26 protein-coding genes are annotated in these 26984 nt (G+C 54.4%); 12 read left to right on the top strand and 14 right to left on the bottom strand.

Annotated elements, in window-relative coordinates; genetic code table 11:
* Nucleotides 1-13 precede the first annotated feature (13 nt).
* The 8 genes from CHB83_RS14125 to CHB83_RS14090 all read left to right on the top strand — a co-directional run bounded on the left by CHB83_RS14125 (nt 14) and on the right by CHB83_RS14090 (nt 7778).
* On the top strand, nt 14-1213 hold the full coding sequence (locus CHB83_RS14125) for an acyltransferase family protein (protein ID WP_089333093.1): 1200 nt from the start codon (nt 14-16) through the stop codon (nt 1211-1213).
* A 167-nt stretch (nt 1214-1380) separates the two neighbouring features.
* Complete coding sequence (locus CHB83_RS14120; protein ID WP_089333092.1) at nt 1381-3192, top strand: ABC transporter ATP-binding protein; 1812 nt, start codon at nt 1381-1383, stop codon at nt 3190-3192.
* 62 nt (nt 3193-3254) lie between these two features.
* Nucleotides 3255-4070, top strand: coding sequence for a hypothetical protein (locus tag CHB83_RS14115; RefSeq protein ID WP_089333091.1), 816 nt, complete (start codon nt 3255-3257; stop codon nt 4068-4070).
* A 196-nt stretch (nt 4071-4266) separates the two neighbouring features.
* Nucleotides 4267-4530 (top strand): barstar family protein, encoded by a 264-nt coding sequence (locus tag CHB83_RS14110; RefSeq protein ID WP_045687635.1) that lies wholly within the window; start codon nt 4267-4269, stop codon nt 4528-4530.
* A 48-nt stretch (nt 4531-4578) separates the two neighbouring features.
* Nucleotides 4579-5580: a hypothetical protein gene (locus CHB83_RS14105; protein ID WP_089333090.1), complete on the top strand. Its 1002-nt coding sequence runs from the start codon at nt 4579-4581 to the stop codon at nt 5578-5580.
* Between the two features lie 86 nt (nt 5581-5666).
* Nucleotides 5667-6488, top strand: coding sequence for an alpha/beta fold hydrolase (locus tag CHB83_RS14100; protein ID WP_089333089.1), 822 nt, complete (start codon nt 5667-5669; stop codon nt 6486-6488).
* A gap of 45 nt (nt 6489-6533) precedes the next feature.
* The gene (locus tag CHB83_RS14095) at nt 6534-6935 is read left to right on the top strand and encodes an ACT domain-containing protein (RefSeq protein WP_089333088.1); all 402 of its coding nucleotides are present in this window, start codon (nt 6534-6536) and stop codon (nt 6933-6935) included.
* A gap of 147 nt (nt 6936-7082) precedes the next feature.
* Nucleotides 7083-7778: a hypothetical protein gene (locus CHB83_RS14090; RefSeq protein WP_089333087.1), complete on the top strand. Its 696-nt coding sequence runs from the start codon at nt 7083-7085 to the stop codon at nt 7776-7778.
* Nucleotides 7779-7925: 147 nt separating this feature from the next.
* Here the strand turns inward: CHB83_RS14090 and CHB83_RS14085 are convergent, their stop codons facing one another.
* On the bottom strand, nt 7926-8342 hold the full coding sequence (locus tag CHB83_RS14085) for a tellurite resistance TerB family protein (protein WP_089333086.1): 417 nt from the start codon (nt 8340-8342) through the stop codon (nt 7926-7928).
* Nucleotides 8343-8533: 191 nt separating this feature from the next.
* Between CHB83_RS14085 and CHB83_RS14080 the strand changes: the two genes are divergently transcribed.
* Nucleotides 8534-8941, top strand: coding sequence for a hypothetical protein (locus tag CHB83_RS14080; RefSeq protein ID WP_045687628.1), 408 nt, complete (start codon nt 8534-8536; stop codon nt 8939-8941).
* 24 nt (nt 8942-8965) lie between these two features.
* Here the strand turns inward: CHB83_RS14080 and CHB83_RS14075 are convergent, their stop codons facing one another.
* Nucleotides 8966-10096, bottom strand: coding sequence for a pectinesterase family protein (locus CHB83_RS14075; RefSeq protein WP_089333085.1), 1131 nt, complete (start codon nt 10094-10096; stop codon nt 8966-8968).
* Nucleotides 10097-10168: 72 nt separating this feature from the next.
* On the opposite strand from CHB83_RS14075, the gene CHB83_RS14070 reads away from it, so the two are divergent.
* The gene (locus tag CHB83_RS14070; RefSeq protein ID WP_045687627.1) at nt 10169-11377 is read left to right on the top strand and encodes a porin; all 1209 of its coding nucleotides are present in this window, start codon (nt 10169-10171) and stop codon (nt 11375-11377) included.
* 18 nt (nt 11378-11395) lie between these two features.
* Here CHB83_RS14070 and CHB83_RS14065 read toward each other — a convergent pair whose 3' ends face one another.
* The 10 genes from CHB83_RS14065 to CHB83_RS14020 form a co-directional block, all read right to left on the bottom strand.
* Nucleotides 11396-12346: a pectinesterase family protein gene (locus tag CHB83_RS14065; protein WP_089333084.1), complete on the bottom strand. Its 951-nt coding sequence runs from the start codon at nt 12344-12346 to the stop codon at nt 11396-11398.
* A gap of 187 nt (nt 12347-12533) precedes the next feature.
* Nucleotides 12534-13865 (bottom strand): cytochrome P450, encoded by a 1332-nt coding sequence (locus CHB83_RS14060; protein ID WP_089333083.1) that lies wholly within the window; start codon nt 13863-13865, stop codon nt 12534-12536.
* A gap of 361 nt (nt 13866-14226) precedes the next feature.
* Complete coding sequence (locus CHB83_RS14055) at nt 14227-15057, bottom strand: enoyl-ACP reductase FabI (RefSeq protein WP_045687625.1); 831 nt, start codon at nt 15055-15057, stop codon at nt 14227-14229.
* Between the two features lie 139 nt (nt 15058-15196).
* Nucleotides 15197-16870 (bottom strand): DNA repair protein RecN, encoded by a 1674-nt coding sequence (gene recN / locus CHB83_RS14050; protein WP_089333082.1) that lies wholly within the window; start codon nt 16868-16870, stop codon nt 15197-15199.
* Between the two features lie 164 nt (nt 16871-17034).
* Complete coding sequence (gene porD, locus CHB83_RS14045; RefSeq protein ID WP_179225535.1) at nt 17035-17958, bottom strand: type IX secretion system protein PorD; 924 nt, start codon at nt 17956-17958, stop codon at nt 17035-17037.
* Entirely contained in the window at nt 17951-18610 is a 660-nt protein-coding gene (locus tag CHB83_RS24305; RefSeq protein ID WP_317044791.1) for a phosphopantothenoylcysteine decarboxylase, read from the bottom strand. The genes porD and CHB83_RS24305 overlap by 8 nt, the downstream gene beginning before the upstream one ends.
* Nucleotides 18611-18684: 74 nt before the next feature.
* Nucleotides 18685-19266, bottom strand: a complete 582-nt coding sequence (locus tag CHB83_RS24300; RefSeq protein ID WP_089333080.1) for a flavoprotein — start codon at nt 19264-19266, stop codon at nt 18685-18687.
* Between the two features lie 132 nt (nt 19267-19398).
* Nucleotides 19399-19743 (bottom strand): DNA-directed RNA polymerase subunit omega, encoded by a 345-nt coding sequence (locus tag CHB83_RS14030; RefSeq protein ID WP_045687623.1) that lies wholly within the window; start codon nt 19741-19743, stop codon nt 19399-19401.
* Between the two features lie 121 nt (nt 19744-19864).
* Nucleotides 19865-20692, bottom strand: a complete 828-nt coding sequence (locus tag CHB83_RS14025; protein ID WP_045687622.1) for an outer membrane protein assembly factor BamD — start codon at nt 20690-20692, stop codon at nt 19865-19867.
* 67 nt (nt 20693-20759) lie between these two features.
* A complete protein-coding gene (locus tag CHB83_RS14020) occupies nt 20760-22433 on the bottom strand; it encodes an OstA-like protein (protein WP_089333079.1) in 1674 nt (557 codons plus the stop codon).
* A gap of 186 nt (nt 22434-22619) precedes the next feature.
* Here CHB83_RS14020 and tilS point away from each other — a divergent pair, with 186 nt between their 5' ends.
* Together tilS and mdh are read left to right on the top strand one after the other, a co-directional pair.
* Nucleotides 22620-23948, top strand: coding sequence for a tRNA lysidine(34) synthetase TilS (tilS, locus tag CHB83_RS14015; RefSeq protein ID WP_089333078.1), 1329 nt, complete (start codon nt 22620-22622; stop codon nt 23946-23948).
* Nucleotides 23949-24140: 192 nt separating this feature from the next.
* Nucleotides 24141-25082 carry a malate dehydrogenase gene (mdh, locus tag CHB83_RS14010; RefSeq protein ID WP_089333077.1) on the top strand — a complete coding sequence of 314 codons (942 nt, stop codon included), beginning with the start codon at nt 24141-24143 and terminating at the stop codon, nt 25080-25082.
* Nucleotides 25083-25154: 72 nt separating this feature from the next.
* On the opposite strand, the gene CHB83_RS14005 is transcribed toward mdh, so the two are convergent.
* A complete protein-coding gene (locus tag CHB83_RS14005) occupies nt 25155-26051 on the bottom strand; it encodes a rhomboid family intramembrane serine protease (protein ID WP_045687619.1) in 897 nt (298 codons plus the stop codon).
* Between the two features lie 107 nt (nt 26052-26158).
* Nucleotides 26159-26944, bottom strand: a complete 786-nt coding sequence (locus CHB83_RS14000; protein ID WP_089333076.1) for a rhomboid family intramembrane serine protease — start codon at nt 26942-26944, stop codon at nt 26159-26161.
* Nucleotides 26945-26984: the final 40 nt, after the last annotated feature.

Genomic DNA, 26984 nt, shown 5'->3' with positions numbered 1-26984 from the left:
TAAAGCACATACTATGAAGGGAACCTATACGCCTGGAAAAATTCAATTGCTGTACCTAGACAGCCTACGCGCATTGGCAGCCATATTTGTGGTGGCACATCATGCACTACTACAAATAGATTTTGGCGATTATCACCTGAACACGGCCCAAAAGCTTTTACTGGGTATGTTTCAGAATGGCCATTATCCGGTCAACTTCTTTATCGTGCTATCAGGGTACTGTTTGATGCTACCCGTTATCCGATCAAATTATACGCTACCGGGAGGGGTTTTGCAGTTCTTCCAAAAACGGGCTAGGCGAATACTACCGCCGTATTATCTCGCCATGGCGCTTTCCCTACTGCTGATATCATTTCTTATTGGCGAGGAAACCGGCACGCATTGGGACAAAAGTATCCCCGTCAACCAGTTGGATTTAGTAACGCATCTGCTTTTAATTCAGGATGTACTCACGAGCACGGGCGGTAAAATAAATCATGCATTCTGGTCAATATCAGTAGAGTGGAGAATTTACTTCACTTTCCCGCTCATCCTGTTTTTGTGGCGAAAAACCAGCCCCGGGCGAGCCATATTAGTTGTTGCAACCACCGTTATCTTCTTGCTGGCTGCGCTCAAGTATATGCACCAAGTATATCCCCTGGTGAATAATACCCCAGGGGGCGTTGTGCCGCATTATTTGCTGCTCTTTACCTTGGGAATGTTGGGTGCCGATATTTCCTTTTCCAAGACTGGCTTTTTCTCCCGTTGGAAAATCGGCCACTGGACCAGTGGCTTAGTGCTGTCTACCGTGCTTCTATTCGCGCTTTCCACGGCCCGTGAGCACTATATACCAAGCATTCCGTGGCAGCTGCTGGATGTAGCTGCGGGCGTATGGGGCGTCTGCCTGCTCATTCTGTGTGATATGGTTCGGCGCACTGAAAACGGCCGCTACACTGGAATGAAAACGATTTTAAACTGGAAACCCTTAGTGTCAATTGGCAAATTTGGGTACAGCTTGTATCTAATTCATGCTCCGCTGCTGCAAGTTCTGTGGCAGTACGTTTTAGTGCCCTTGCACTTGAGTCCATTCATGAACTTCGTAGTGCTTAGCTCCGCCGGCCTCCTCGTAATTCTTGCGGTGTCCTATGTTTTCTTTGTCCTCTGCGAAAAGCCATTTATGACCAAGCGCCAACCCGTTGCGGCCCCTATCCCAGTGCTACAACACGCTGTTTAAAGTAGCTAGCTATAGGAAAGCAGCTATGCGCGTTGGATAGCTGTCCGGTGGGTTGCATTCGTGCCAGTACGTAGGGTGAGATAGTGCTTACGGGCGCTACCCCACCCAGATAACCCCGTCTCCCGAAAGCTCGTCTAACCGGCTACTCTGTACCTAGCCGATTCTGCATGAGCCTCTGGGAAATTATCAAGCGCCTAATTCCGTACGTACGCCCTTATCGGGGGCTGGTTATTGCCACCCTGCTGCTCACGCTGGTAGGTTCGTTGGCAGCCCAGGTAAACCCGTTTGTGCTGCGCTACACTGTGGATACGGTACAGGGCCTACTCAACCGAGATGCTACTTTGGCGGCGGGCCTGCCCATGCTGCTACTGGTGAGCGGGCTGCTGCTAGGTAAGGAAATCATTAACACGTTTATTCAGTTCGGCCAGAAGTTCTACGGGGAGAAAATTCGCATCAATGTGTCCAGCACTCTCATTCGAGATGCTGTGCACAAGGTACTCAGCTACCAGCTCGGCTTTTACTCCGATAGCGGCAACCAAACCGGCAAGCTCCAAACCCGCATTGACCGGGGCGTGGAGAGCCTAATGAAGCTGGTGCAGAACTTCTTCATTGACATCCTGCCGCTGTTTGCCAACTCCATTGTGGCGCTGGTGGTCATGTTCACGGCTAACGTGTACGTGGGGCTAGTAGCCGTAGCGGTGCTACCAGGATACTTCTGGCTGAGCTACCGCCAGGCAGATAAGCTGAACGGCACCCGTCGGGCGTTGCGCGGCCTGCGCGAAGCCCGCAGCCAGGGCCTCGTCAATCTCATCGACTCGGCCGTGGTCATCAAGAGCTTTGTGCGCGAAGACTACGAGGAACAGAAGCAGGCCCAGACTCAGCAAAACCTACAGGAAGCTCAACTTCAAACCCGCAAAACCAATTTCCTGTACGACGGGCTTAAGACATTTACTGAGCAGATTGGGGTAGTACTTATTATTATCCTAACGGCCTATTTGGTGCTAGACCGGCAGATTTCCATTGGGGCCATCATGTTTCACATTCTACTGTTCAATAACGTGTCGGCGCCCATCCGGCAGTTGCACCGCATCTACGATGAAATGAACGACGCCCTCACCTACTCCGAGGGCTTCTTTGACATTCTTGATGCGGCCGATGCCAAGGAGCCAACTGGCCCGCTCAAGCCCGACCACCTCCGCGGCACCTTCGACATCTGCAACGTAGACTTCACTTACCCGAGCGGTACCCAAGCCCTGCACGACGTTTGCCTGACCATCGAAGCCGGCAAAACTACTGCCCTAGTGGGCCTGAGCGGAGCTGGTAAGAGCACCATCATCAACCTACTCTGCAAGTTCTACGCCCCCGACCACGGTAAGATGCTGCTCGATGGCAGGCCCCTAGCCGACTACGATACCCACGCCCTGCGCCAGCAAATTGGGCTGGTGCTCCAGAAGAATCACATTTTTAAGGGCACCATCGAGGAGAATATCCGCTACGGCGTGATGGACGCCAGTTTGGAGCGAATACAGGCAGCTGCAAAGCAAGCCTACTTGCACGAGCAGATTATGGAGCTGCCGAAAGGCTACCAGTCCGACGCCCAGCAACTCTCGGGTGGGCAGCAGCAGCGCATTGCCATTGCCCGCCTATTCCTGAAAAATCCGCCCATTATCTTCCTCGATGAGCCTACCGCTTCCCTTGATGCCATTGCCACCGAGCAAATCAAGAACTCCCTCGACGCCATCAAGCAGGGCCGCACGGTAGTCATCATCTCCCACAGCCTCGCCCAGATTGTGGACTCCGACTGCATTTACGTGATGAAACAGGGCCGCATGGTGGAAAGCGGCACCCACGAGCAGCTCTACGACCTGCGCGGCACCTACCGCGAAATCTTCGACGCCTCCGCCCGCAGTCTCAATATCGAGAAGCTGGCCCGCGTGCTGGTGGATGACGGGGACGAGGTAGGCGACACGGTGGCGTGAGGAGGTTTAGTAGCTGTACGATGTATCAGCTTCTTTAACTTTACCACCTCAAGCCCAACCATATGAAAATACTTGTACGCTCCTTAGCATTGATAGCACTCATTGCCACTTTCGGCAGCCTATTGTATAGTATTTATGGATATTACGTATCCAAAAAAATCAATACTGACGAAGAAGAATTGTACACTTATATTCAAACACACACTAGCAGTCTTGAGCTACCTTCTTTGTATGGAACTACCACTACTTTAACTACCAATGTAGTTTTAGACAGTATCAACTCTTTGCTAGAGCCCAATATCATAATGCCCGGTGGCATGTACAGCTCTACTCTAGACAGAAGAAAAGCAAGAAGTATTAACCAAAGGCTAGATCTTGAATGTTTATACTTTTTATCAAAATCCAATTTTATTAATGACATATTACCCAAAAACCAATTTACTTCTATCCCTGAATTCTATGGAGTACATATACAACAAGAGTATGAATTATTAACATCAAGGGTATTAGACAGGAATTTTGGTCGAATGGTTATCGGATTACTATTCTTTATAGCTTGGCTATTTTTATTTATTATTATAATAAAACATACTTCTATGTCAATTTATGAAGAAGACAAAATATATTTTAGATACAAGTGGAGCAATAATTCTAATTTAATTGGCAGAAGATTAATTTCATTATTATACAACACCATATTCTTTGTAGCTATTTTTTCTACCTTGATCTTTAGCATCTGCAATAGAATATATCCCAACTCAGACTTCGACGATTTTTTTATGCCACATCAAGCAGTCGTCGCAATTTGCTTCATTGGCATGTTCTTCATTTGGGCGCTAACTTCAATGGGGTGGTGGGTTTTCAGTAAAAGAGTATAATACTCCTCAGATGGCTCTAAATGATGCGAATTTGGAGTACTATAGCTCGTGACCGGGCTACGAAAGAGGGCCGCGCCAGTAGCAAGCAGATACTGCGTCGTTTTGGCGGAACAGTTGAAAATGCGTGTCATACACTGGCATGACTCACGCTGCGCTAAACTCGCGCCGTTAGTGCTACAAACAATAAAAAAATATCATGAACCTCGACCTGACCGGCATTACCAGCAAAGCCGCCATCCATCAGCTATTTAAGGAAAAGCTGGGCTTTGAAGACTGGTACGGCCCGAGTTGGGACGCTTTCTGGGATTCCATTATAGCCATTGTGGAAATGCCACCCGTACTGACGCTGACCAACTGGGAGGAATTTGCCCGCTGCTGCCCGCGGGATATGGAAATTCTGCGGCAGGTAATGCAGGACTATGAAGTAGAAATGGCGCCGAAACGCATTGTACTGGGATAGAGCAACCAGCAACGGCTACATTTGGGCAGCCTATTTGCCTTTTGCCCGATGAAGTATTTCCTCTTGACTGCGCTGCTGAGCGCTAGTTTTGCCAGCTACGCCCAAAAAGCCCCGTACTCCTTCCAAACTATTCCCCTGCCACTGGAAATTGCAGACCGTAACAACCAGTTTTCCGGGCTGCACCTATATAAAGACGAACTGCTGCTACTGTCGGAAAGCCGCTTGCAGGAACGCGCCGAGGCCAAAGTGTACGCACTTAACCTGAACACCATAGACAAGCAGTTGGCCGGCAAGGCGCAGGACATAGCGTACCGGAAGTATGCTATCCGGGGCCTTAGCACTATCAGGGCGCGCCTAGATAGCGCTCGGCAGGAATACGAAGGGCTGGAAGGCCTCACCATGCTGGGCGACACGGCCTACTTCACTATTGAAACAGCTACGTCCTCAGCTTATTGCTACCTCATCAGGGGCCGGCTGGACACGGATACTACCATCACCCTAGATGCCCACTACCTGGTGCCCCTGAGCAAGCCAGTTCTGACTGATGGCGACCACATCCATAACGCAGGATTTGAGGCTGCTACTGGGTACAATGGCAGCTTGCTGCTACTGTTCGAGTACAACTATTTCCGGCACGACAACTACGCATTGCGCCTGCCTAGTGTGATTCGCCTGCCCGATATCCCGCAGCAGATACCGGTGCAGCGCCTCCCTTTCCGCCTTACCGACCTAACCTACGAAGGCCGCAACCGCTTCACGGCCATCAACTATTTCTACACCGGAGCCGAGGACAGCGTATACCGCCCTGCCCCTACCGACCCTAATAGCCGGTTTATCCGCAATGGCACTACCTACCAAAATTATTGCCGTCTTATTCGGCTGCGGTACCGGCGTGGTAAGGTGAGTTGGAAGCCCCTCATAGAGCTTCCCCGCGAGTATATGACCTACAACTGGGAAGGCTTAGCAGCGTACCGGCGCGGGTATTTCTTAATCAACGACAAGTACGGTCCGTCGGGCCAATCGACTTTGCTGTATTTGCAAAAAAAGTAAGCGCCTCCGGCCGCTTTCGAGGCAGCTGGCAATAGCGAACTTTAGTGTTTACCAGTAACATTACCGCCGCACCTAGCTTTCTTGTTATGCTCTGCCGCGCTTTGCTTTTTTCGCTTTTGTTGCTCAGCTACCTAGCTTCGGGCCAAGCAGTACCGTACGGCAACAATCCGAAAGCCGGCCACTACGCCACGGTGCGGGGCGTGAAGCTCTACTATGAAACCTACGGCGTAGGGGCTCCCCTACTGCTCGTGCACGGCAACGGCGGTACCAGCCAGGACTTCCAGAAAAACATTTCTTACTTCGCTCAGCGCTACCACGTTGTGGCCTTGGACAGCCGCGCCCACGGGAAGTCCACGGACCCGGCCGATTCGCTGAGCTTTGAGATGATGGCCGACGACTGCGCGGCCCTGCTCACGCATTTGCATCTCGACTCGGCCTACGTGCTGGGATGGAGCGACGGCGGCATCACGGCGCTGGTGCTAGCCCTGCGCCACCCGGAAAAGGTAAAACGCCTAGCTGCTACCGGAGCCAACCTGTGGCCCGACTCTACGGCCCTCATGCCGGAGCTGTGGCACCAGATGCAGCGGGGCTACCAAGAAGGCAAGAACCAAACCTTCACCGACCCCAAGCGCAAAAACGACTGGAAGGTATTCTTACTCGACTGGCAGGAACCCCATATTTCGCTGGCGGCTCTAGCCAATATCAAGGCACCGGCCTTCATCATAGCCGGCGACCAGGACGTGATTCGGCCCGAGCACACGCTGGCTATCTACCAGAGCCTACCCCGCGCTTGGCTGTGGATTTTGCCCAACAGCAGCCACGCTACCTTGCATGAGCACGCCGACGCGTTCAACCGCAAGGTGGATGCCTTTTTCCGAGCCAAGCAAATCTCGCCCGTTACGCACTAGAGCCGAATACAGCCCGCCAACGTACTATCTCCACACACTAGCATCATGCCCGGCGAAACCGACCTTGCTCACTTACTGCGCACCATGAAACCCGAGCGCCAAGCCGGCACCTACGTGTTTTGCACCGTTGCCTCATTGGAAGGATTGGCCCTGACAGATTGCCTTGGCACCTTTCGGGAGCGGGAAGGATTCACCCTGATTCTTCCCCAGCCTACTGCCGACCGTCTGCACCTACCGTACTCATACGTGGCAGCCTGGATAACCCTCACTGTGCACTCGGCGCTAGAGGCAGTTGGCCTGACGGCTGCCGTAGCTCAAGGCCTGGCGCGCGGTGGGGTGAGTTGCAACGTAGTGGCAGCCTACTACCACGATCATCTTTTCGTGCCTGCACACGCGGCGGATACGGCACTGCACCTTTTGCAGCACTTAACGGAGGCAAACGGCTAGCTCCTTCTCGGGAAAAACGCGCTGCAACATTCTATCAGAATTGTTCCGTGTATTTCATAGTTGCTTGCGCCCAGTCCTCGTAAACTGAACAGATAGGGCCGCTGGCCTACGTAGCTGCCCTTGGCTACCCGTACAGTTTACTTGAATATGCAGAACTTCACCGTAGAACGCCTTTCCTTCGATACGCTTACTGAACTTCCTCACGCTTGGCAAGCGCAGAACTACAAGGCCTTGTTGCTTAAAACCGGGTATGACAACCCCGAGGAACTAGGCCCCGATGAGCTGAAAGAGATGTGCCTTATGGGCCTCACGGACCTGGAACCCGCGGAGGCCGCGCAACTGGTATTGGAACACCTCTTTGCAGACGAGCTGACCCCAGGCCAGATAGAAAACCTCGCCCACCAGATGCTCACGGAAAAGCTGTGGGAAGAAAACCCGAACTTAGGGCAGCACGAGGGCTTTTTCAAAGCCACCCAGCTACTTTACACCGCTTACAACGGCAAATTTCCGCGCGCCGAAGCCGTCCGGTTTCAGGTGCAGCTTACGGCCGACAGCCCGGAGTTCTTTCAGGTGTTCGACACTACCCCGGAAGCACCACTCCTGCGGCTACTGGCGCAGGGCATGCCCGACAACACCCTGCTCAAGCGCCTGTTTCACGAGCAACTCGATGGCACCAGCTTTCCCGAAGCGGCTTCCATCATCTGGCAGCTACAGCCCAGTAAGCCCAACGACACGTCTTTAGTATTCGATGTGGTGAGCTCTGCCTACTGGCTAGATGACTTTAAGTACGCCGACACCTACCAAGCAACCACCCAGGCCGATACCGTGGTAGAAGAACACTAACCGGTATCTGTTTCAGTTAAATGATTACAGACTATAGCCCCATCCCGAGACAGCCACAAAGGTTTTCTCAGGATGGGGCTATGGCTTAGTAGCGGTGCGCAACGGGTATTCTGGCACTACTACCCAGAACGACTAAAAGGTAGTTGGCTAGCTTACCGTAGGTGGGTTAGGGTGCCTAATAGGGCCCGCTCCGGCCAGTTGGGACACCATATCGTCGAGGATGGCTTTGCTATAGCCAATACGGTTGGCGTACTCCATGCATAGCCCGTACTCACGCGGGTCAATTTGTCCATCTTGAAGCATCATTTGCACTAGGGTTTGGAGCTCCAAGGTCCGCTGTAGTCCCTCGGCGGGCACTACAAAGCTCAGGATGCCAATGTTATCGGCAATGGGCTGCACTTCTTCCGGCTTCAGCCCCAGACGGTTGCCAATTTGAATCAAAAAGCCGCTTTCCTCTTCGCCTACCTCCCCATCGGCCGCAGCCAGAAGCACTAGGTTTTGGAAAAAGGCCAGCTTCTTTTGCTGGGTGTTCAGGACGTCTTCGAGGTTATGTTGATGCTGCATAGCGTTGAAAAACTAAGGGTCAGCCGGCACGTTCCGCACGGTATGTAGCTATCAACGACGCCCTTTCCGGAAGGTTTCTCGCGCATTTCTAGTGTCGAGCCAACAAACAATACGATTCGCGTCGCGTTATTTGCCGACGCCTAGCCCTGCCAGGCGACGCCCTCAGTAGACCACGAACTTAGCCCTAATGCATGATTACTTCGTTGCGACGAGGAGACGGCAGTGTATACCTCACCGTTGAACACAACCACTACGAAAACTGGATTCATGCGCATTGGTATGGCCGTCAGACCCTAAGCACAGTAATGGACGGTGGCCTCACCTACCTGGAAATGTTGCGGCAAACGCCCTGCCCCAAGCTTCTGAACGACCACCGCGACTTGGTAGGCACCTTCACCGAAGCCAACGAGTGGATTCAACAGGTCTGGACTCCGCTGATTTGCGCGGCGGGGTTGCGCTACATCGGTCAGGTGGTGTCCTCCGATATTTTCGGTCAACTATCCATTGAAGATTTGCAGTACCGCATTGGCGACCAACTAGATATTTATCTGTTTGATAGCCTGGATACTACGCAAAACTGGCTGCGCATACAGCCTTAATTTATTTGTTTTAGCACGCGCTTTCTAGTGCGGAAGCTTTGGCAGCCAAGGCTCTGGGGCAGCCAGCACGCGCTTCAGCGTATATTGCCGGGCTTGTTGCGCAGTCAGCTGCCGAGACCACGCTACACGTTGCGCCATCTTGGCGCCGGGCCCGGAGGAGCCGTACTCCTCGTAGCGTACCGTTTTCTCGCTCTCGGGTTTTTTCCAATTGTCCCAGCCCGTAGCACGAATATGGTTTCCCATTCGAGTGCGCAGGTAGGTTACTTGCGCGTAGGGTTGCCAGGGTCGGCCTAAGGACACGTCCGTAGCCAGGGTAGTATCAGCGGTTAACCGGCAGGAGCGAAACACGAAGCCATATGCCTGGTCTGGCGGGGTAGCGGCGGCTGTTATGTGGGAGTTCTTCTTGCTGTGAATGGTACAATGGTCGAAAACGGCCGTGCTGGACCCAAATATGAAGTCGGTGGTGCCTTCAATGAAGCAGCGCAGAAAATACTGCCGCGAGTGATTCTTAGCGAGAAACAACGTGTCCTGGTCGCCAAGGATGCGGCAATTGCGAAAGTAACACCGGTCGGCGGCTACGTGCAGGGCTACCGCTTGCCCGGCCGTGCGACCCGCCGTGTTTTGAAACGTAAGGTTCTCGGCCCCGAACCCGGCCCCTTCTATCAGCACTGAGTGGGAAGTATTAGTATTGATAGTACCCTTTCCGCTGTGGTCGTCGAAGGTGAGCACCGTATGGTCCCGGTCTTCTCCCCGCAGCACCAGGTTAGGTTTGGTGGCTGGCACTACTAGCTTTTCCCGGTACACTCCGGGGCGGATTATAATTAGAACGGGCGTGACGGAGTTAGTGGGGGCTGCATCTACGGCTTCCTGCACTGTGCGATACTGCCCGCTGCCATCCTGGGCCACAACCAAGGTGGCACCCTTTCCCCAGGCCTGCCCCAGCGCAAACCAGGTCAGCAGGAGACTTAACAAACTGTACTTCAGAAGGTAGCCGAACGGCGCACAGGTGCAACTTATGCGCCCCCAAGCCCGCTGTACAAACTTTAGCGCAGCAATTTCTGCGCACACGATGTCAGCAACGTTGCCATTGGCGCTTGCTAGGTAGCGGTGCGTAGCAGGCTTGTGAGTAAAAGGGCGGGCCCAATACAGATTCATAACATTGAGGTAATATGACGGTCACATTTAAGTAATAGGTAATGCCGCACTTTGCGTTAGCATTACCATTTTATGAAGAAACTGTTAACCAGCCTGTTGATCTTAGTAGGTGGCTATGCCCACGGACAGGTCAATGACTCAGTACACAAGGCACCGGCAGCGGCTAAGAAATGGTTTGAAACGTTTGCTATTCGGGGCTACCTGCAAGCACGTTACAACCGTCTCCTGGAAACCAACCCCGACTTAACCTGCGAGCAGTGCGACCGGTCGTGGGGGCGCAATGGCGGCATTTCTTTCCGGCGCATCCGGGTGATTTTATACGGGCAGCTGCACGAACGAGTGTATTTTTACCTGCAGCCCGACTTTGCCAGCACCCTCAGCGGTAGTACCTCGCTGAACAGCACGTTGCTACGCGATGCCTACATGGACGTGGGCCTTACCAAAAGCAACAGCTTCCGGGTGCGGGTGGGGCAAAGCAAAATTCCTTTTGGCTTCGAGAACATGCAATCCAGCCAAAACCGCCTTCCCCTGGACCGCAACGACGCCATCAACAGTGCTTTTTCCAACGAGCGGGATTTGGGTGCCTTTGTATACTGGGCGCCCCCAGCTATTCGCAAGCGCTTCAGCAACCTAGTAAAGGAAGGCCTGAAAGGCTCCGGCGACTATGGGGTAGTGGGCTTGGGCGTATTTAACGGGCAAACCGCCAACCGGCCTGAGCTTAACAACCAGCGCCACGTGGTAGCCCGCGTCAGCTACCCCCTGACTATTGGGCAACACATCATCGAGCCCAGTTTGCAGGCCTACTCCGGTGAGTACGTGATAGCGCGAGACCAACTATCGACCGGCACCAAGCACCGCCCCGACCTGCGCTACCCTGACCAGCGAGTGGCGGCCACCTTCGTACTCTATCCCCAGCCCTTCGGCATTCAAACCGAATACAACGTGGGCCGGGGTCCGGAATTCAACCCAAGCACGGATAGCATTACTACCCAGCGCCTGCACGGAGGCTACGTGCTGCTCAACTACCGGCTTCAGTACAAGCAGCACCAGCTATACCCCTTTCTGCGCTTTCAGTACTACGATGGAGGCAAAAAGCACGAGCGAGACGCCCGCAGCTACACGGTGCGCGAAGCGGAGCTAGGCGTAGAATGGCAGCCCTTCCCCAGCTTTGAGCTAGTAACCATGTACACGCTTTCGTCGCGGCGCTTCGAGGATTTTCAGCGCCAAGACAACCAGCAGCGCGGCGGCTTGCTACGGTTACAAGCACAAGTCAACTTCTAGTGCTGCAACTACTTGCTCTTACTCCTTGGTGGGGTCCCAGCCGCGTAGCACCGTAGCAAGCGTATACTGTTGAGCCTCGGCGGCGGGCAGTTGGCGCGACCAAGCTACTCGCTGCTTGGGGGCCGCTCCCGGGCCTTGGCTCTGATATTCAGCGTATCGGGCCGTTTGCTTGTTGCTTTCCTTGTCCCAATGGTCCCAGCCTTCGGGCCGAATCTGCTTACCTAGTTCGCAGTTCAGGAATACGGTTTTGGCGTAAGGGCGCCAGGGCCGGCCCAGGTAAAAGCTGCCGGCGGGCGCATTGCCCGTAATCTTGCAGCGGTTGAACACGTAGCCGTAGCGCGTAGTATCGGGAGTAGAGGCTGCCGTTACGAAACCACTGGTTTTGCAAAAGATGGTGCAGCCCTCAAACCAGGCTGTGCTGCTCCCGAAGATGAAATCTACGGTTCCCTCAATGTAGCAATCTTGGTAGTACTGGCGGCTGCCGTACCCGTAGGTGTACAGCGTATCCTGAAAACCCAAGAAGCGGCAATTTTTAAACCGGGCTTTGTCGCCGGCTACCCACGCGGCCACGGCCTGCCCTACCGGCCCGGAGGTGTTTTGAAAGGTGAGGTTTTCGGCGCTGAAGTCGCCGCCATAGATGTAGATGCTGGACGAGCCGGAAGTGCCTTTGTCCTCGCCAAAGATGTTTTTCTTCTGGTTGTAGTCATCATAGGTCAGCACCGTTTTCTCGCGGTCCTCACCAATGAGCTTGACCAAGTTCTTGGAGCCGGCCACAATGAGCTTCTCTTTGTATATCCCTTTCTTGATGAAGATGGTAGTAACCTTCTTACGAAAATCAGGAACGGCATTGAAGGCTTCTTGCACCGTGCGGAACTGACCAGTACCGTCTTGGGCTACTACAAAATCGTAGCCAAGGGCCCGGCCCAGCGTCAGCCAGGCAAGCAAAAAGAAAAGCAGGATGGGTTTCATAGCGCGCGGGTGGGTAGTGCGGCAACTTATCCGAAATCCGCTGGATTCGACCGCATTCACCTGGTTTTTTCCGCGCAAACGTTGTCGGGAACGTTGCCACTCCCTACCTCCCAGCCAGCAGCAAAGCCACCTCACGCCCGGCGCAGTGCCAAACGGGAGGTGGCTTTTCGACATTAGGCAACCTTTCTTACCCCTTGTGAAATGGACAGCCCATTGCGGCAGCCTTCTCACTGCCGGCGGCCGGCATAGGCAGTGCCGCCAAGGCACCTTTGCCAGTGGCGCGCACATTGGTTAGCACAAAGCCACTGGCGGGCAGCGTGGGCATGCGCGTCAGGTCGTAATACAGATCCTGGGCCGGCACATCGTAGCGGATACCATCGTTGAGGAAGGCTACGGCTTGCTTCATGGCCTCAATGGTAATCCACTCGCCGGCGCAGCGGTGGCCGGTGAGGTACTCGCCGCCGCCCTGCGGAATGAAATCGTAGGGATTATCCTGCCACTGCCGGAACCGCTCGGGCCAGAACACCTCGGGGTCCGGCCACTGCCGCTCGTCGCGGTTGGTACCGTACACATCCAGCAGCACCATTGTCCCCTTCGGAAACTGGAAGCCGTGCCAGGTAAAATCCTCGCGCACTATTGCACCCACAAAGGGGGTGAAGGGGAAGTACCGACGTACTTCCTGTACAAATACCTCCGCATAGTCGTCGGCGGGGTTGCGCAGCAGCTGGCGGTAGGCGGGGTGTTCATGCAGGGCCAGAGCTGCAAAGGTGATATAGGTAGCAATAGCCACAATGGGCCGGGTAGCATTCAGTAGCTCAATGGCGGCCATTTGCACGTCCAGTAGTTCGCCGTCTGCATCCCGGTACCAGGCCACAGTGTGCGCCGGGGAGCCTTCCCGCACCGGCAATTTCCCCTTCCGAATGGCCCGGATAATACTGCGCATCCACTTCTCGCCGCGGCTGCGGGCCTGCTTGCCGCGCCAGTGCCGAGGCCCTACACCACCGAAGCCATCCACCATGTCGCCAAAGTCGCGGGCGCGCTTGCTTACCTCGTCCTCTGCCAAAGGAACTTCGGCCCAGGCACAGGCCGCCCGACACAAAATCTCCTGGGCTTCGCGGAAGAGCACAACCTTATCTAGTTGCTCCCAGCGGTGGGCATAGCGCTGCCACTCTCCGGCCAACAGACTCATGAGCCGCTCCCGACTGGCGGGCCCCATTAAGGCCATAAACATTTCCTTGCGGCAGCGGTGCTCCCCATTGTCGCGGGTCTGAATGGCATCTACGCCCATAAGCGTGGTTTGCACTCGGCGCGGTACGGCCCCTTTCCGGATGAATAGCTTGGGGTTGTAGAACAGCTCGGCGGCCTCGGCTCCGTGCAGACAAATGGCCGGTAGGCCCATTAGCCGAATCTGGAAAATATCGGAGTCGAAGCGCTGGCTACGGTTGTATAGGAAAGGGTAGCCTTCGCGCAGTACGTCCAGGGTACTGTCGAAACTTGGGTCGCGGAAAATCTTGGGCATGGCAGGTAGAATATATTGCCGAAACGGATGACCTATACCTACGGGCCGCTGATGTGGAGGATGCTGATGAGTTGAAGAAAGACTAGTGTGCCTTATAGATATCCTGGCCTACCTGTCTGCTTTGCACTCTCTACCTTTTCACATCTCTCCAGCAACATTGACCTAGCCAAGGAGTAGCTGAATCTTTACTTGCTTATTAGCCCAGCTACTTGCCATCTGACATACAGCAAGGAGTCCTTTCCTCTAATGATGCTTCTTCTGGATCAATCACCGGCCACAAATTGCGCCCGATTCATTAGACAAAACGGAAAAAGCCCGACCAGAAGGCCGGGCTTTTGTATTTATAATGAGGGCAAACCTCCTATGAGTTTTGCGACGTGCCAGCGGTGATGACCTCTACAATTTCCTCTGAAATGCCAGTGGTGCTGAAGCCGCCGTCGTGCATGAGGTTCTGCATAGTCACGTAGCGGGTCAGGTCCGAGAACAGGCTGATGCAGTAGTCGGCGCAGGCTTCGGCCGGAGCGTTACCCAAGGGCGACAGTTTATCGGCGTAGGTGTAGAAGGCATCAAAGCCGCTGATACCAGTGCCGGCCGTGGTTTTGGTGGGCGACTGCGACACCGTGTTCACGCGTACTTTCTTCAGTTTGCCTAGGCGCTGGCCGTAGCTACGGGCAATGCTTTCGAGTACGGCTTTGGCCTGCGACATATCGGTGTAGTCGAGGAAGGCCCGCTGGGCGGCAATGTAGCTCAGGGCTACTACCGAGCCCCACTCGTTGAAGGCGTCCTGCTTCTCGGCCACGGCCAGCATCTTGTGCAACGACAGGGCCGATACATCCAGAGTTTTCTGGTACCACTCGTAGTTCAGCTCACCGTAGTGCTTGCCCTTGCGAATGTTGGCGCTCATGCCAATGCTGTGCAGTACGAAATCGAGCTTGCCGCCGAGCTGCTCCTGGGCGCCGCTGAACAGCTTCTCTAGGTCCTCCATAGAGGTGGCATCGGCCGGAATGATGGGGGCGTTGCACTGCTCCGAAAGCTTGTTGATTTCGCCCATGCGCATAGCAAGCGGGGCATTGGTCAGTACAAAGCGGGCCCCTTCGGCATGTGCTTTCAGGGCTACCTTCCAAGCAATGGATTCTTCGTTTAGTGCCCCGGAGATGATGCCGACTTTGCCAGCAAGTAGGTTATTGGCCATATGGTGAGTTGGGAAAATTAGACTTGGAGGTGCAAAAGAGGTAAAAAAATGTCATTCCGATCTGAAGAAGGAGTGTGAGTGCCCCGCAAGAAGCCGCTCTACCCTCCTTCTTTGGTCGGAATGACAAAATTCTATTTCCTTATCCTACCAACTCTTCGCCTCGCATGGCTAGTAGCTCACGGGCACTTTGGTACGCGTGCTGGCTGGGGTTTGCCCCAGAAATCATCTGCGCAATTTCGTGAATGCGCTCCTCCAAGTTTAGGGGGCGAATACGGCTGACAGTGCGGTCGGCGCGGTCCTCTTTATATACAAAGTAGTGCGCATCGCCGGCCGCGGCCATTTGGGGCAAATGGCTGATGGTGATGAGTTGGTGCTTACGGGCCATCTGTTGCATCATTCTACCCACTTTCACCGCAATTTCCCCGCTGATACCCGTATCGATTTCGTCGAATACGATGGTAGGCAGCGCCGTTTTATCGGCCAGCATGTACTTGATGCACAGCATCAGGCGCGAAAACTCCCCGCCCGAAGCGGCTTTGCTGAGCGTTTGGGGCTGGGCGCCTTTATTGGCCGTGAACAAAATACTAATAACATCAATGCCACTGGTAGCGGGCAGGCTTTCCTGGTGCTGCACCACAATGCGCGAGTGCGGCATACCCAAATCAACCAGCAGCCCGGCCAACTCCTTCTCGAACTTAGGAAACACTTTACGCCGGGCTTCCGAAAGGCGCGTCGCCTGCTTTTTCACCGTAACCAAGGCGTTATCAGCGTCGCGGCGGAGGCGGGCAATCTGCTTATCTAGGTTTAATACCGAGCCTACCTTCTCGCGCAGGTCGGAGCGCACGGCTAGTAGTGCTACTACGTCGCGTACTTGGTGCTTGCGCTGTAAGTTATAGAGCACGTTCAAGCGGCTTTGCAGCTCATCAATGCGGGCGGGGTCGCCTTCTGTGCGGCGCTCGGCGGCCTCTATCTCATCGGCAATGTCGTGCAGCTCAATCAAGCAGGAATCGAGGCGCTCTTTCAACTCCTTAAACGAATCGGAGTAGGCGGCTACTTGGCCAAGCAACGACGCAGTTTCCTTGAGGCCACTAGTAACGCAGTATTCGCTTTCCGAGAGGCTTTGCAGAGCGTGCGTGAGCTTGAACTTGATTTCCTCGGCGTGCTCCAGCTGTTTCACTTCCTGCTCTAACTCGTCCTGCCGTTCGTTATCGAGGCGGGCATCCTCCAACTCATTTAGCAAAAAGCTGTGGTAGTCGAGCTCCTTGTTGGCCTGGGCTACTTGATCTTCTAAGGCTTTCAGGTCGGCTTCCAGCTTCCGATACTGGCGGTAAGAGCCGCTGTACTGGGCTCGGGTAGGCACTAAGCCAGCGTATAAATCCAGCAGATTCAGTTGAAATACGGCATCTCCGAGCAGCAGCGTATCGTGCTGGGAGTGAATATCCATGAGATTCGCCCCAATGTTGCGCAGGGTTTCCAGCGTCACAGGCGTATCGTTTACAAATGCTCGGCTTTTGCCGGCCGGGCTAATCTCACGGCGCAGAATACATTGCGTATCATAGTCCAGGTCTTCGGACTCGAAAATATCCTGCAGGTGGTAACTGCTGATGTCAAACTGGCCTTCTATCACGCACTTCTTCTCCGTGTCGAACAGCATGCGCGAGTCGGCCCGGTTGCCGAGCAGCAAGCCGATGGCGCCCAGCATAATGGACTTACCCGCGCCAGTTTCACCAGTAATAATATTGAGTAGCGCCGAGGGTTGCAGCTGCAACTGCTCAATCAGGGCGTAGTTTCGGATGCGCAGGTCTACCAGCATAGCAATCCATGAATGAGGGCCGGGCAGCCGGCCGTAGCTGACAAAGAAAAAGCTACCACGCCGGCCTCTATGACGGGCGTAGTAGCTTTAACAAAGCTACTAACTCATTTAGTTAATTGCCAATTTTTTTCGCTGAAGATTTTTTAGCACTGGGTCTTTATTTTCTACCGCAAGATGGTTTGGTAGCGGGCCGAGTTGGTGGGGTCAATTTCCGAAAGGGTATTTACTAGCTGCACTTTCTGCTGCTGATCCGTGCCGGTTCGGAACACGTTGGCAATTTCCTCCGACTTTGTGGTGAAGAAAGAACGGGCCAGCAACGTGTTTGGGCGACGCACTACGGCTTCCTGAATCCCTTGAATAGCCGTGGCAATGCTGGCGCGGGCTTCCTCCGGCTTCGTAATAAAGATATCCATGCCCTGCCGGTAGTAGGCATACATTCCTCGCCGGAAGGCCTCTAGCTGAGGGTCTTGCAAGTTACTAAGCAGCATGTACCGATTAGGCTCCGCATTGTCTGTCCAGCCATTATCTGCCTCGCCCGTTACGGCAGCCCCCTGCGACGAAGCGTTGTTGAGAATAACGCGGGCGCGGTCGTAGTACGGAGAGCCTCCCAATGGAGCAAAGCTGTCTTGGTCCATGCCAATAATAGTGTAGGCGTAGAAGGACAGCAGCGACGACAGGTTGCCGACGAAGGTATTCTCCGAGTAGTCAATCGGGTTTTGAGGCGAGTACTTGAAAATCCAGCCCTTATCGGCGTAGCTCAGCAGATTAGTTTCGTAGCCGGTACCATACACCGGACGCGTGCTGAGCACACGCACTGTGGCGCGGTAAGTGCCGTTCTCTGGTATCTCCGTAATGCCCACGAAAAAGCGACACCGAATGCGTTCCTGCGGCCGATAGGTAATGTTGGTGAAGGGACGGGTGTTAAGGAATGTTTGAATATCGTTCTGCAACTGCTGCACCAATTGACGGTCCGAGATGGTCACGTTTTCGGTAGTGACACGCACTTCGGCCAGCAACTCCTGGGCCTTGGTAGGGCGAGCCAGCAGCAGTGCGGGCACCAAGAACAGCGGCAGCATAGAATTACGCATGGCGAGACAAGCGGGCAAAGATGGTCTGAACAATGTCGCGAGCCACATCGGCTTTGGGCTTCAACTCAAAGGTAGTCATTTGGCCTCCTGCTTCCAGTAAGGTTACCTTGTTGGTATCGTGCCGAAAGCCAGCCCCAGCATCGCGCAGAGAATTTAAGACCACGAGGTCAAAGTTCTTCCGCTGCAGCTTGTCGAGGGCGTGAGCTTCTTCGTTTGTAGTCTCCAACGCAAAACCTACAGAAAATTGTTCGGGCCGCTTGGTTTTCCCCAGCGTGGCGGCAATGTCCACGTTTTTTACTAGTTCCAACGTGAGCGTATCACCAGCCTTTTTGATTTTTTCCGGCGCTACGTGGGCGGGTTTGTAGTCGGCCACGGCGGCGGCAAAAACCCACACATCGGCAGTGCCTGCTACGGCGGCGGCGGCAGCGTACATTTCATCGGCCGTTTGTACGCGCTGGGTATGAATGCGGGGATGCCCTGGATTGGGCAAGCTTGTTGGGCCGCTAACCAGCGTAACGTCAGCCCCGGCCGCGGCAAAGGTTTCGGCCAGCGCGTAGCCCATTTTGCCGGTACTATGGTTGCCAATGAATCGTACTGGGTCCAGGGGTTCGTAGGTGGGGCCCGCAGTAACGAGGACGCGCATGTGTTGCATGAGATACTAAAAAGTAGCCGAGGCCACTTTAGCAGCAAACTAATGCCCGCGGCTAAGTAGCTCGGAAAGGTAGATTATTGCTGCTCCTTTTTCTCTTGAAAAAAGTCTTCTAGGGATGCCACAATGGCCTCTGGCTCTAGCATGCGACCGGGTCCGCTGAGGCCACTGGCTAGTTCTCCCGCTGGCGAATCCCACACAGTAGTACCATATTGGCGCAGGTGTCTAAGGTTAGCCTGCGTAGCTGGGTGCTGATACATATCCAGATCCATAGCTGGCGCCACAAATACCGGGCAGCGCGCCGACAGGTATACGGCATCCAGCAGGGTGTCGCAGAGGCCATTGGCGAGGTGGCCCAGTGTGTTGGCCGAAGCAGGAGCCACTACCAGCGCATCCGCCCACAGGCCCAAATGCACATGGTTGTGCCACTCGCCTGCCACTTCATCTTTCAGAAAGCCTTGCAGCACCGGCTTTTTCGAAAGCGTGCTTAGCGTGAGCGGCGTCACGAAGGCTAGCGCTGAGGGAGTAAGTACTACTTGTACCTCCGCCCCGACTTTCACAAGCAGCCGCACCACTAGCGCCGCTTTGTAGGCGGCAATACTACCGCACACGCCCAGCAGAATCTTTCGGCCGAGCAAGGAAGATGCCGGTGTACTCATCGAAATATACAGAAGTAAGGTGGTCAGGACGGCTACAGTTCAGCAACAAGCTCCCCCCACAAACGAAACGGATTACACAGACCCGTTCGGAGCGGTATCTATGTAATCCGTTTTTAGGGAGTACTGTGCAGTTTACTCGGGCTTGCGCGCTTCGGTTACTTCTTCCTCAGCCGGAGTGCGGAAGTGTACTTTGCCTTCCAAGAACTCTTCTACCGCGAGGTTGGTCGGCTTGGGCAGACGCTCGTAGTGCTTGCTGATTTCGATCTGCTCACGGTTTTCGAATACCTCCTCCAGATTGTCGACGGTAGTAGCAAATTCTGCCAGCTTACCATTCAGCTCCTCTTTCAGCTTCACGGAAATTTGGTTGGCGCGCTTCGAGATGATGGCAATGCTCTCGTACACGTTGCCAGTTGCAGCCGCGAAGTCCGACATGTTGCGGGTCACGATAGAAGCAGGGACGCTATTTGGAGTCTTCATCTTATGTAGTGTGTGTTGAGGTGCAAATGAAAGATATATGCAAACGAGCTAGGGAGTAGGGCACTTTCCGCTACTGACGGTAGCTCATCGTGCTCTAGGCACATCCTAGGTCTTGTTTGCCTTACTTAGCTGCTGTTGGCTCGGTAGGCTTTAGTTTAGCTACTTCGTCGCGGGCAAAGTCGTACATACGCTCGGCGTCTTTGAGGTTCTTGCTCTGCGGGTACGTGTCAATGAAATTCTGGTAGAAGGCAATAGCTTCTAAGTAACGCTCCCGCTGCTTCTGCTCTACACTTTCCTTCGCCAAGTCGTACTGCGCGTTTAGCTTAAGAAAGGCAGCCTGCTCGTTGTAAGCCGAGGAAGGATATTGCTGCTGGAAGTTCGTAAATGCCGTCACGGCGGACTGGTAGTAGCGCAGATCGTAATACAACCGGGCGCTACGGAAAGCTTTATTCTCTAGCTTCTTTTGTAGCTCCTGCGACATTCCTTCGGTTTCCGAGCGGAATTTGCTTTCGGGGTAGCGGTTCAGGAATTCCTGAATGCCTTCCAGGGCCGAAAGCGTATTGGTTTGGTCGAGTTGAAACTCCGGAGAGTCACGAAACAGCGACTTAGCGTGCAGGAACATGGCTTCCTCAGCCAAGGTAGAATTCGGGTACGTGTCGTAGAACTGCTGGAAGTAGTACGCGCTCAGCGTGTAGTTACGCTGCTGGAAGTTGGTATTGGCGAAGTAAAACTGCGCTTTCTCTGCTTCCGGGCGGCCTTTGAGCAAGGGCAGCAGTTCTTCTAGTAAGCTACCAGCCTTGAAGTAATCCCCCTTCTCATAATACTGAGTAGCGGCTTCGTACTTCTTATTGACGTCGCTACTCTTGAGCAGCTTCTGATAGCCGCTGCACGAGCCAAGTAGCAACGCGCTCAATAACAGGACGAAAAATGTAGGACGAAAGAAGTGCATAAGGGCGCAAAGGTAACGATTACAGAGCCGAATCAAAAACGGGCAAGTTGGGGCGGCGAAATGCCTGTCATTTCTTTGTAGCGGGGGCCGCTCGCTTAGCGGCGGGGCGTTTGGTACCCCCTTTTGCCGAGCGGGTAGTGGATTTGGATTTGGGGGTGGCTTTCTTCTTGCGCGGCGGTGCAAAGCGCGTTCCTAACGTTTGTCGCCGCGTGGGGCGTTCCTTGGGGCGCCAATTGAAGTTGGCCAAGCGCTGGTCTTCAGGCTTAAGCTCCTTGGGCGGAATAAAGCTGGCATCGGGGTTGGTGAGGAAAGTGATGGTTTGCAGGGTGCTTTCGCCGAAGCGCAATACCATATTGGCCGATACCGCTTTATTCATACCGGAAACAGCCGTATCTCCCTCAAGAGCGTAGTAGAGGCTCTCGGCGTTGCCAAGCACGTCTACTTTTTTTATTTTATTTTCTTTAAACCAGGCCACCATATTGCGGCCCTTCACCTGGTTGTAGTTCAGTAGCGTGTCCTGACCGATGATGAAGGCGTGCCCAAATAGGCGCATTTGGTCAATTTTTCCCCGGCGCTGCTGAATCTCCATGCTATCAGCAGTAAGCTGATTTTTGTTGTTCCAGAGAACCGGGTCGTGGCTGAGGTAGATGATGGAGTCCTGGCGGTCGTAAGTCAAGGAGTCGCAGCGCCCCTGCAAGTCGGGCCGGAAGATGCGAACCTTGCGGTAGGCGTAGATAACGCCAGCCACATTCTTCGGCGGCCGTCCTTCCAAGCTCACGAGCGTATCGGCGGCTAGGTACAGCGTGTCTTTGTCGTTGATGTTGCGCATTACGGGCGTACCATACACCTTAGCCCGGCCCTGAACGCGCCAATACTTGCCCACGTCGCCGCGAATCACAATGTTGTCCTTCTTGGCCGTCATCGACACGTTGCCGGTAGCCACCCCGTACTGCTGGGCTTCGTTGTAATACAATTTGTCGCCGCCGAGCAAGTAGTTTGGGGTTTCGATGCGGGCGTTGCGAGCGAAGTTCGATACTTTAGTCAGTGTGTTGTAATTGCCGTTCTCGGCGTAGAGGTTGCCCTGCTTGCCAACAATACGGGTAGGCCCAAAGAAGTAGGCGATTTTGGTAATGGTATTGTATTGCAGAGTATCTGTGTCAATCTTGTTTTCGGTGGTAACTAGCTTCACATTGCGCTTGAAGCTGAACACTTTAGACACGGTATTGTAGTAGCCGAACTGGCTATCCAGCGTATTTTCGGGGTCTTGCAAGTGGCCGCCCGTACTATAATAGGCTAGGTTACGGTTTAGGTCGTAGTCGAGCAGTTGGGTTGTTAGAGTCATGCGCGGGTCGCGCATGGTCACGTTGCCAGTCATGCGGGCCGTGCGGGTATCACCATCGTAGAAACCCCGGTCGCCGGTAATGGTGATGGTGTCATTCTGGATAATGCGCACGTTGCTGAAAGCTTCCAACGCATTGCGGTCTACGTACTGGTAGGCCGAGTCGCAGTACAGGAGCGTGGTTCCTTGGCGGAACCCCACGTTGCCAATGAGCTTGCGGATTTGTACCCCGTTGAAGGTACCCCCTACCAGGCGTTGCGTGCCTTCCAGCAGTTGAATCTTTTCACCTTTCTGGAGGGGGGTAGCTTGAGCTTCGGCGCGCGAGGCAGGGCGTTGTTGGGCGGCGGCGAGCAGAGGCAGCAGCGCAAGAAGCAGGAGGAATAGAGACTTCGGGAACGACATTTACGCACAAAGGTACAGAAGGCCCGTCGCTAACGGCCATCTTTGCAGGATAGTACATGCCAAGCATTCTGAGAACAGAAAAACCCGGCATTAAAGCTAGAAATTAGAACGCAGCTATTCCCTCTTCTGAGGTAAAGAGCGCCCCTTTTGTTTGCCTTCATCTGTTCTGTAGAACACCCTCTCCCCATGCTCGACCGCATTCAATCTTACATTCAGGAACATACCCTCTTCACTCCTACGGACAAGCTGCTGGTAGCCGTTAGCGGCGGCCTCGACTCGGTGGTGCTGGCTCACGTGCTGCGCAAGCTGGGCGCACAGTTCGCCATTGCTCATTGTCACTTTGGCTTGCGTGGCGAGGAAGCCGATGCCGATGAGCAGTTTGTGCGCAAGCTGGCGAAGCAGTACGATGTGCCCTACTTCGCTGAGTTCTTCCAAACCAAGAAGTTTGCTGAGCAGGAAGGCATTTCTACCCAAATGGCGGCCCGCGCCCTACGCTACCAATGGTTTGAAGAAGTGCGCAGCACCCAAGGCTTCGACTATATCGTGACAGCGCATCACCAGCGCGATGCTGCCGAAACTATGCTGCTCAACCTCACCCATGGTACTGGCCTAGCCGGCCTGCACGGCATTCGGCCCAAGAATGGCTACCTCGTGCGCCCCCTACTAGCCGTGGGCCGCGAAGACTTGTACGACTACTTGGTAGAAAACCGCCTGATTTGGCGGGAAGATGCCTCCAATGACAGCCCCGTATACCAGCGTAATCTTCTGCGCATAGAAGTGCTGCCCGTATTGCGCGAGATTAACCCCAGCCTCGACCAGACGCTTCACATCACGGCGGAGCGCGTGGGTGGGGCCGAGGAAATTGTGCGCCGGTACGTGGAAGAAACCGCCACCCAGGCACGCCGCGACGACCCCGAGGCCACCTACCTCGATATTCGCACCCTGCAAAAAACGGCGGCTACCACGCTGGTACTGCATGAGCTGCTCCGTCCTTTCGGGTTTTCCTACGTGGTAGTGAAAGACATTGTGCACAGCTTTGGGGCCGAGCCGGGGCGCCGGTTTGAGTCGCCGACGCACCGGTTGGTGAAGGACCGGGAGCAGTTGGTAATCACGCCTAAGAACCTCTCAAAATTTGGCACCCACCAACTTGCGGCGGGGCAGGAAGTACTTAAGATTGATGGCTTACACTTGCGCACGGAGCTGCACGAGGTAGCAGAAGGCTTTGACATTCCGAAAGGAAAGGCCGTGGCCGCCCTAGACGCCGATGCCCTGAAGTTTCCACTCACGGTACGAGCCTGGCAGGAGGGCGACTGGTTTATGCCCATTGGGATGAAGGGCAAGAAAAAGCTCTCCGATTTTCTCATCGACCAAAAAGTACCCCTTAACCTCAAAGACAACGTGCAGGTACTCGTATCAGGCGACGGCAAGATTGCCTGGGTTATTGGCTTCCGCCCCGATGACCGGTTTAAGGTGACCGAGGAAACGGAGCGGGTGCTGGTAGTGAAACGGATGTAGGTTGTTTCCGGGCCGCGCGCCGCTTTCAAGCCGCGTTATGACTACGGCTCATCCTGTTTGAAGGCCACAATAGCAGGGGTTGAATAAGATTAGGAAGTGGTGAAGAACTTTCCGGGTAAAGGGCTACCGAGCCACGCGTTTTCGGTTACTTTTACCCGAACCATTCCTTACCTCACCCTAATTCCTCACCCAATGAAAGTTACCGTAGTTGGAGCTGGCAATGTGGGCGCTACCTGCGCCGATGTACTGGCCACCCGCGAAATTGCCAACGAAATCGTGTTGGTGGATATCAAGGAAGGCTTTGCCGAAGGCAAGGCCCTCGACATCTGGCAGAAGGCCCCCATCATTGGGTACGACTCTCGCACCGTGGGTGTCACGGGCGACTACAGCCGCACCGCCAATTCAGATGTGGTGGTAATTACCTCTGGCCTACCTCGTAAGCCCGGTATGACCCGCGACGACCTGATTTCGACCAATGCAGGCATCGTAAAGTCGGTAACGGAGCAGGTGGTAAAGTACTCGCCCAATGCCATCATCATCATCGTAAGCAACCCGTTGGACGTGATGACTTACCAAGCTCACCTCACCTCCGGCTTGCCCCGCGAGAAGGTGTTTGGCATGGCAGGCATTCTAGATACGGCCCGCTACCGGGCTTTCTTGGCGGAAGCTCTCAACGTGAGCCCCAAGGATATTCAGGCCGTACTCATGGGTGGGCACGGCGACACGATGGTACCCCTTCCCCGCTACACCACGGTAGGAGGTATCCCCGTAACGGAGCTAATTGGCAAAGAAGAACTAGATGCCATTGTGCAGCGCACGGCCGTGGGCGGTGGCGAGCTGGTAAAGCTGATGGGCACCTCCGCGTGGTATGCCCCCGGTGCGGCGGCGGCTCAGATGGTTGAAGCCATTGTGCGTGACCAACGCCGCGTGTTCCCCGTATGCATCAAGCTAGAAGGCGAGTACGGCATCGACGGCGTGTATTTAGGCGCTCCGGTTATTCTGGGCAAGAATGGCATTGAGAAAGTACTAGAGTTACAACTCAACGACGAGGAAAAAGCCCTCCTGGAAACCTCCCGCGGCCACGTGAAAGAAGTAATGGATGCCCTCGATAACATGAGCAAGGCTAGCGCTTAGGCTACCACTAGCTAGTAAGACCAAAGACCCGCCGAAGTTCTTCGGCGGGCCTTTGGTCTTACTAACAAACTCCTACTTCTGGCTGGCCCGGAATAGCTTTTGCTTTTCGTCTTTAGATAAACTCTCGTAGCCGGAGCGGGAAATCTTATCCAGAATCACATCAATCTCATCCTGCTCGGGCTTGGGGAAAGAACCCTTCTTGGCCGAGGCAGCAGCTTCGGCTGGGGTAGCATTCCGGTGCGTAACCCGGAGGTTAGGACGGCCCGTAGCCAAGCGCACAAACCAGTCGCCGACGGCTTGTACCGGACGGCCAAGGTCGCGGCCCGCTTGGAGCTGCTTGATAAATGCAAAACCGAGAATTGCCCCGCCAATGTGAGCTAAGCCCCCGCCGGGGTTGCCCTCATTGATAGCCATGATGGACAACAGAATAACAACGGCAGCAATGTACTTGATACGGACTGGTCCAAAGAGAAACAAGCTGAACGTGTAGTCGGGTAGCAGGGTAGCGGCCGCCATAATAATAGCCGTTACTGATGCCGAGGCCCCAATCAGCGTGGCACCTAGGTGCAGCCGTAGCACCGGTATTAGGTTGAAGCCTACTATGAACAGCAGTGCACCGGCTAGGGCGCCCAGCACGTATAAGCTTACGAGGCGCCGGTCGCCGAGATACTCCCGAATGAGGGCACCAAACCAGTACAGGTTGAGTAGGTTGAAGAGGATGTGAAAAAAGCTTTCGTGGGTGAAAGCATAGGTGAGCACCGTCCAGGGGTGGCGCAGCAAGCTAGGCAGTGCCGATGGCAGCTGAAACTGCCGAATTACGTTGTCGTAATAGGGCCCCACGCTCGAGAGCGTCATGACGGCTTTTACTAGCACCAACACTACAAACACCAGCACGTTTATCAGCAGCAGCTGATTGAGAGCATTGTCGCGGCGGCTGAAAGCAGTGCGGATATCGTTTGCGATACTCATGAAGAACAGGAATTAGAAGCAGCCAACGAAGAAAGGAGACGTGGCTGTGGCGGGAAGTACTGCAATTTTCATGCAATCTACCTCGGTCCTGCCAACTCCCTACCGGGCTAGTATAGGCGGGCCCGGTTACGCTGCCAAAACATCAACACGATGAAGCCTACCAGCATTCCCCCCAGGTGAGCAAAGTGTGCCACGTTGTCACCCGGCGTCCGCTCCACGCCCGTGTAGAACTCATATAATCCATAGAGCACCACCATGTACTTCGCCTTAATGGGGAAAGGCAGCGGGAACATAAACAGCGTAGTATTGGGAAAGAAAAAGGCAAAGGCCAGCAAGATTCCAAACAATGCCCCGGAGGCGCCTACCATAGGTACTACCATTCCCCGGGCGTATACCGTTTCCATGCTAGTAAGAACTCCTGAAATCAGGCTGGCATCGTCGGGAGTTTTATGGAGCTGCCGCATGATGGGTGCGTAGGAATCTTCCGCTTCGGGTGTGTTATGCTCCACAAAATCCAGCAAATGAATATCGGTAGGGTCCTGGCGAAACACCTCGATGTCGTGGTACATGCGGTTTAACTCATAGGTACGTAACCCATTATACAACAGGCCCGCCCCTAGCCCGCAGATCAGCCAGTAGGTGAGAAAGCGCTGGCCGCCCCAGCGCTGCTCTAGCAGCGGCCCGAACACAATCAGGCCCAGCATGTTGGAGAACAAGTGCCCAATTCCTCCATGCATAAACATGTAGGTAAGCGGCTGCCACACCTGAAACAGAGGTGAGGCGAATGGGTACAACGCCAGAAACCCCAGGTGATTGGGCAGCTGCAGGCTGATAAAAAATACCAGCACGTTGGCAATTAGCAGATTTCGGACCGTGGGGGTAAGCTGAAACATTACGTACCAGTTTGGCTGATAAAAGGTGGACGAGACGTAC

The sequence above is a fragment of the Hymenobacter mucosus genome, assembly GCF_900188255.1.
Taxonomy (GTDB): domain Bacteria; phylum Bacteroidota; class Bacteroidia; order Cytophagales; family Hymenobacteraceae; genus Hymenobacter; species Hymenobacter mucosus.
This window is presented reverse-complemented; position numbering and strand designations above follow the sequence as displayed.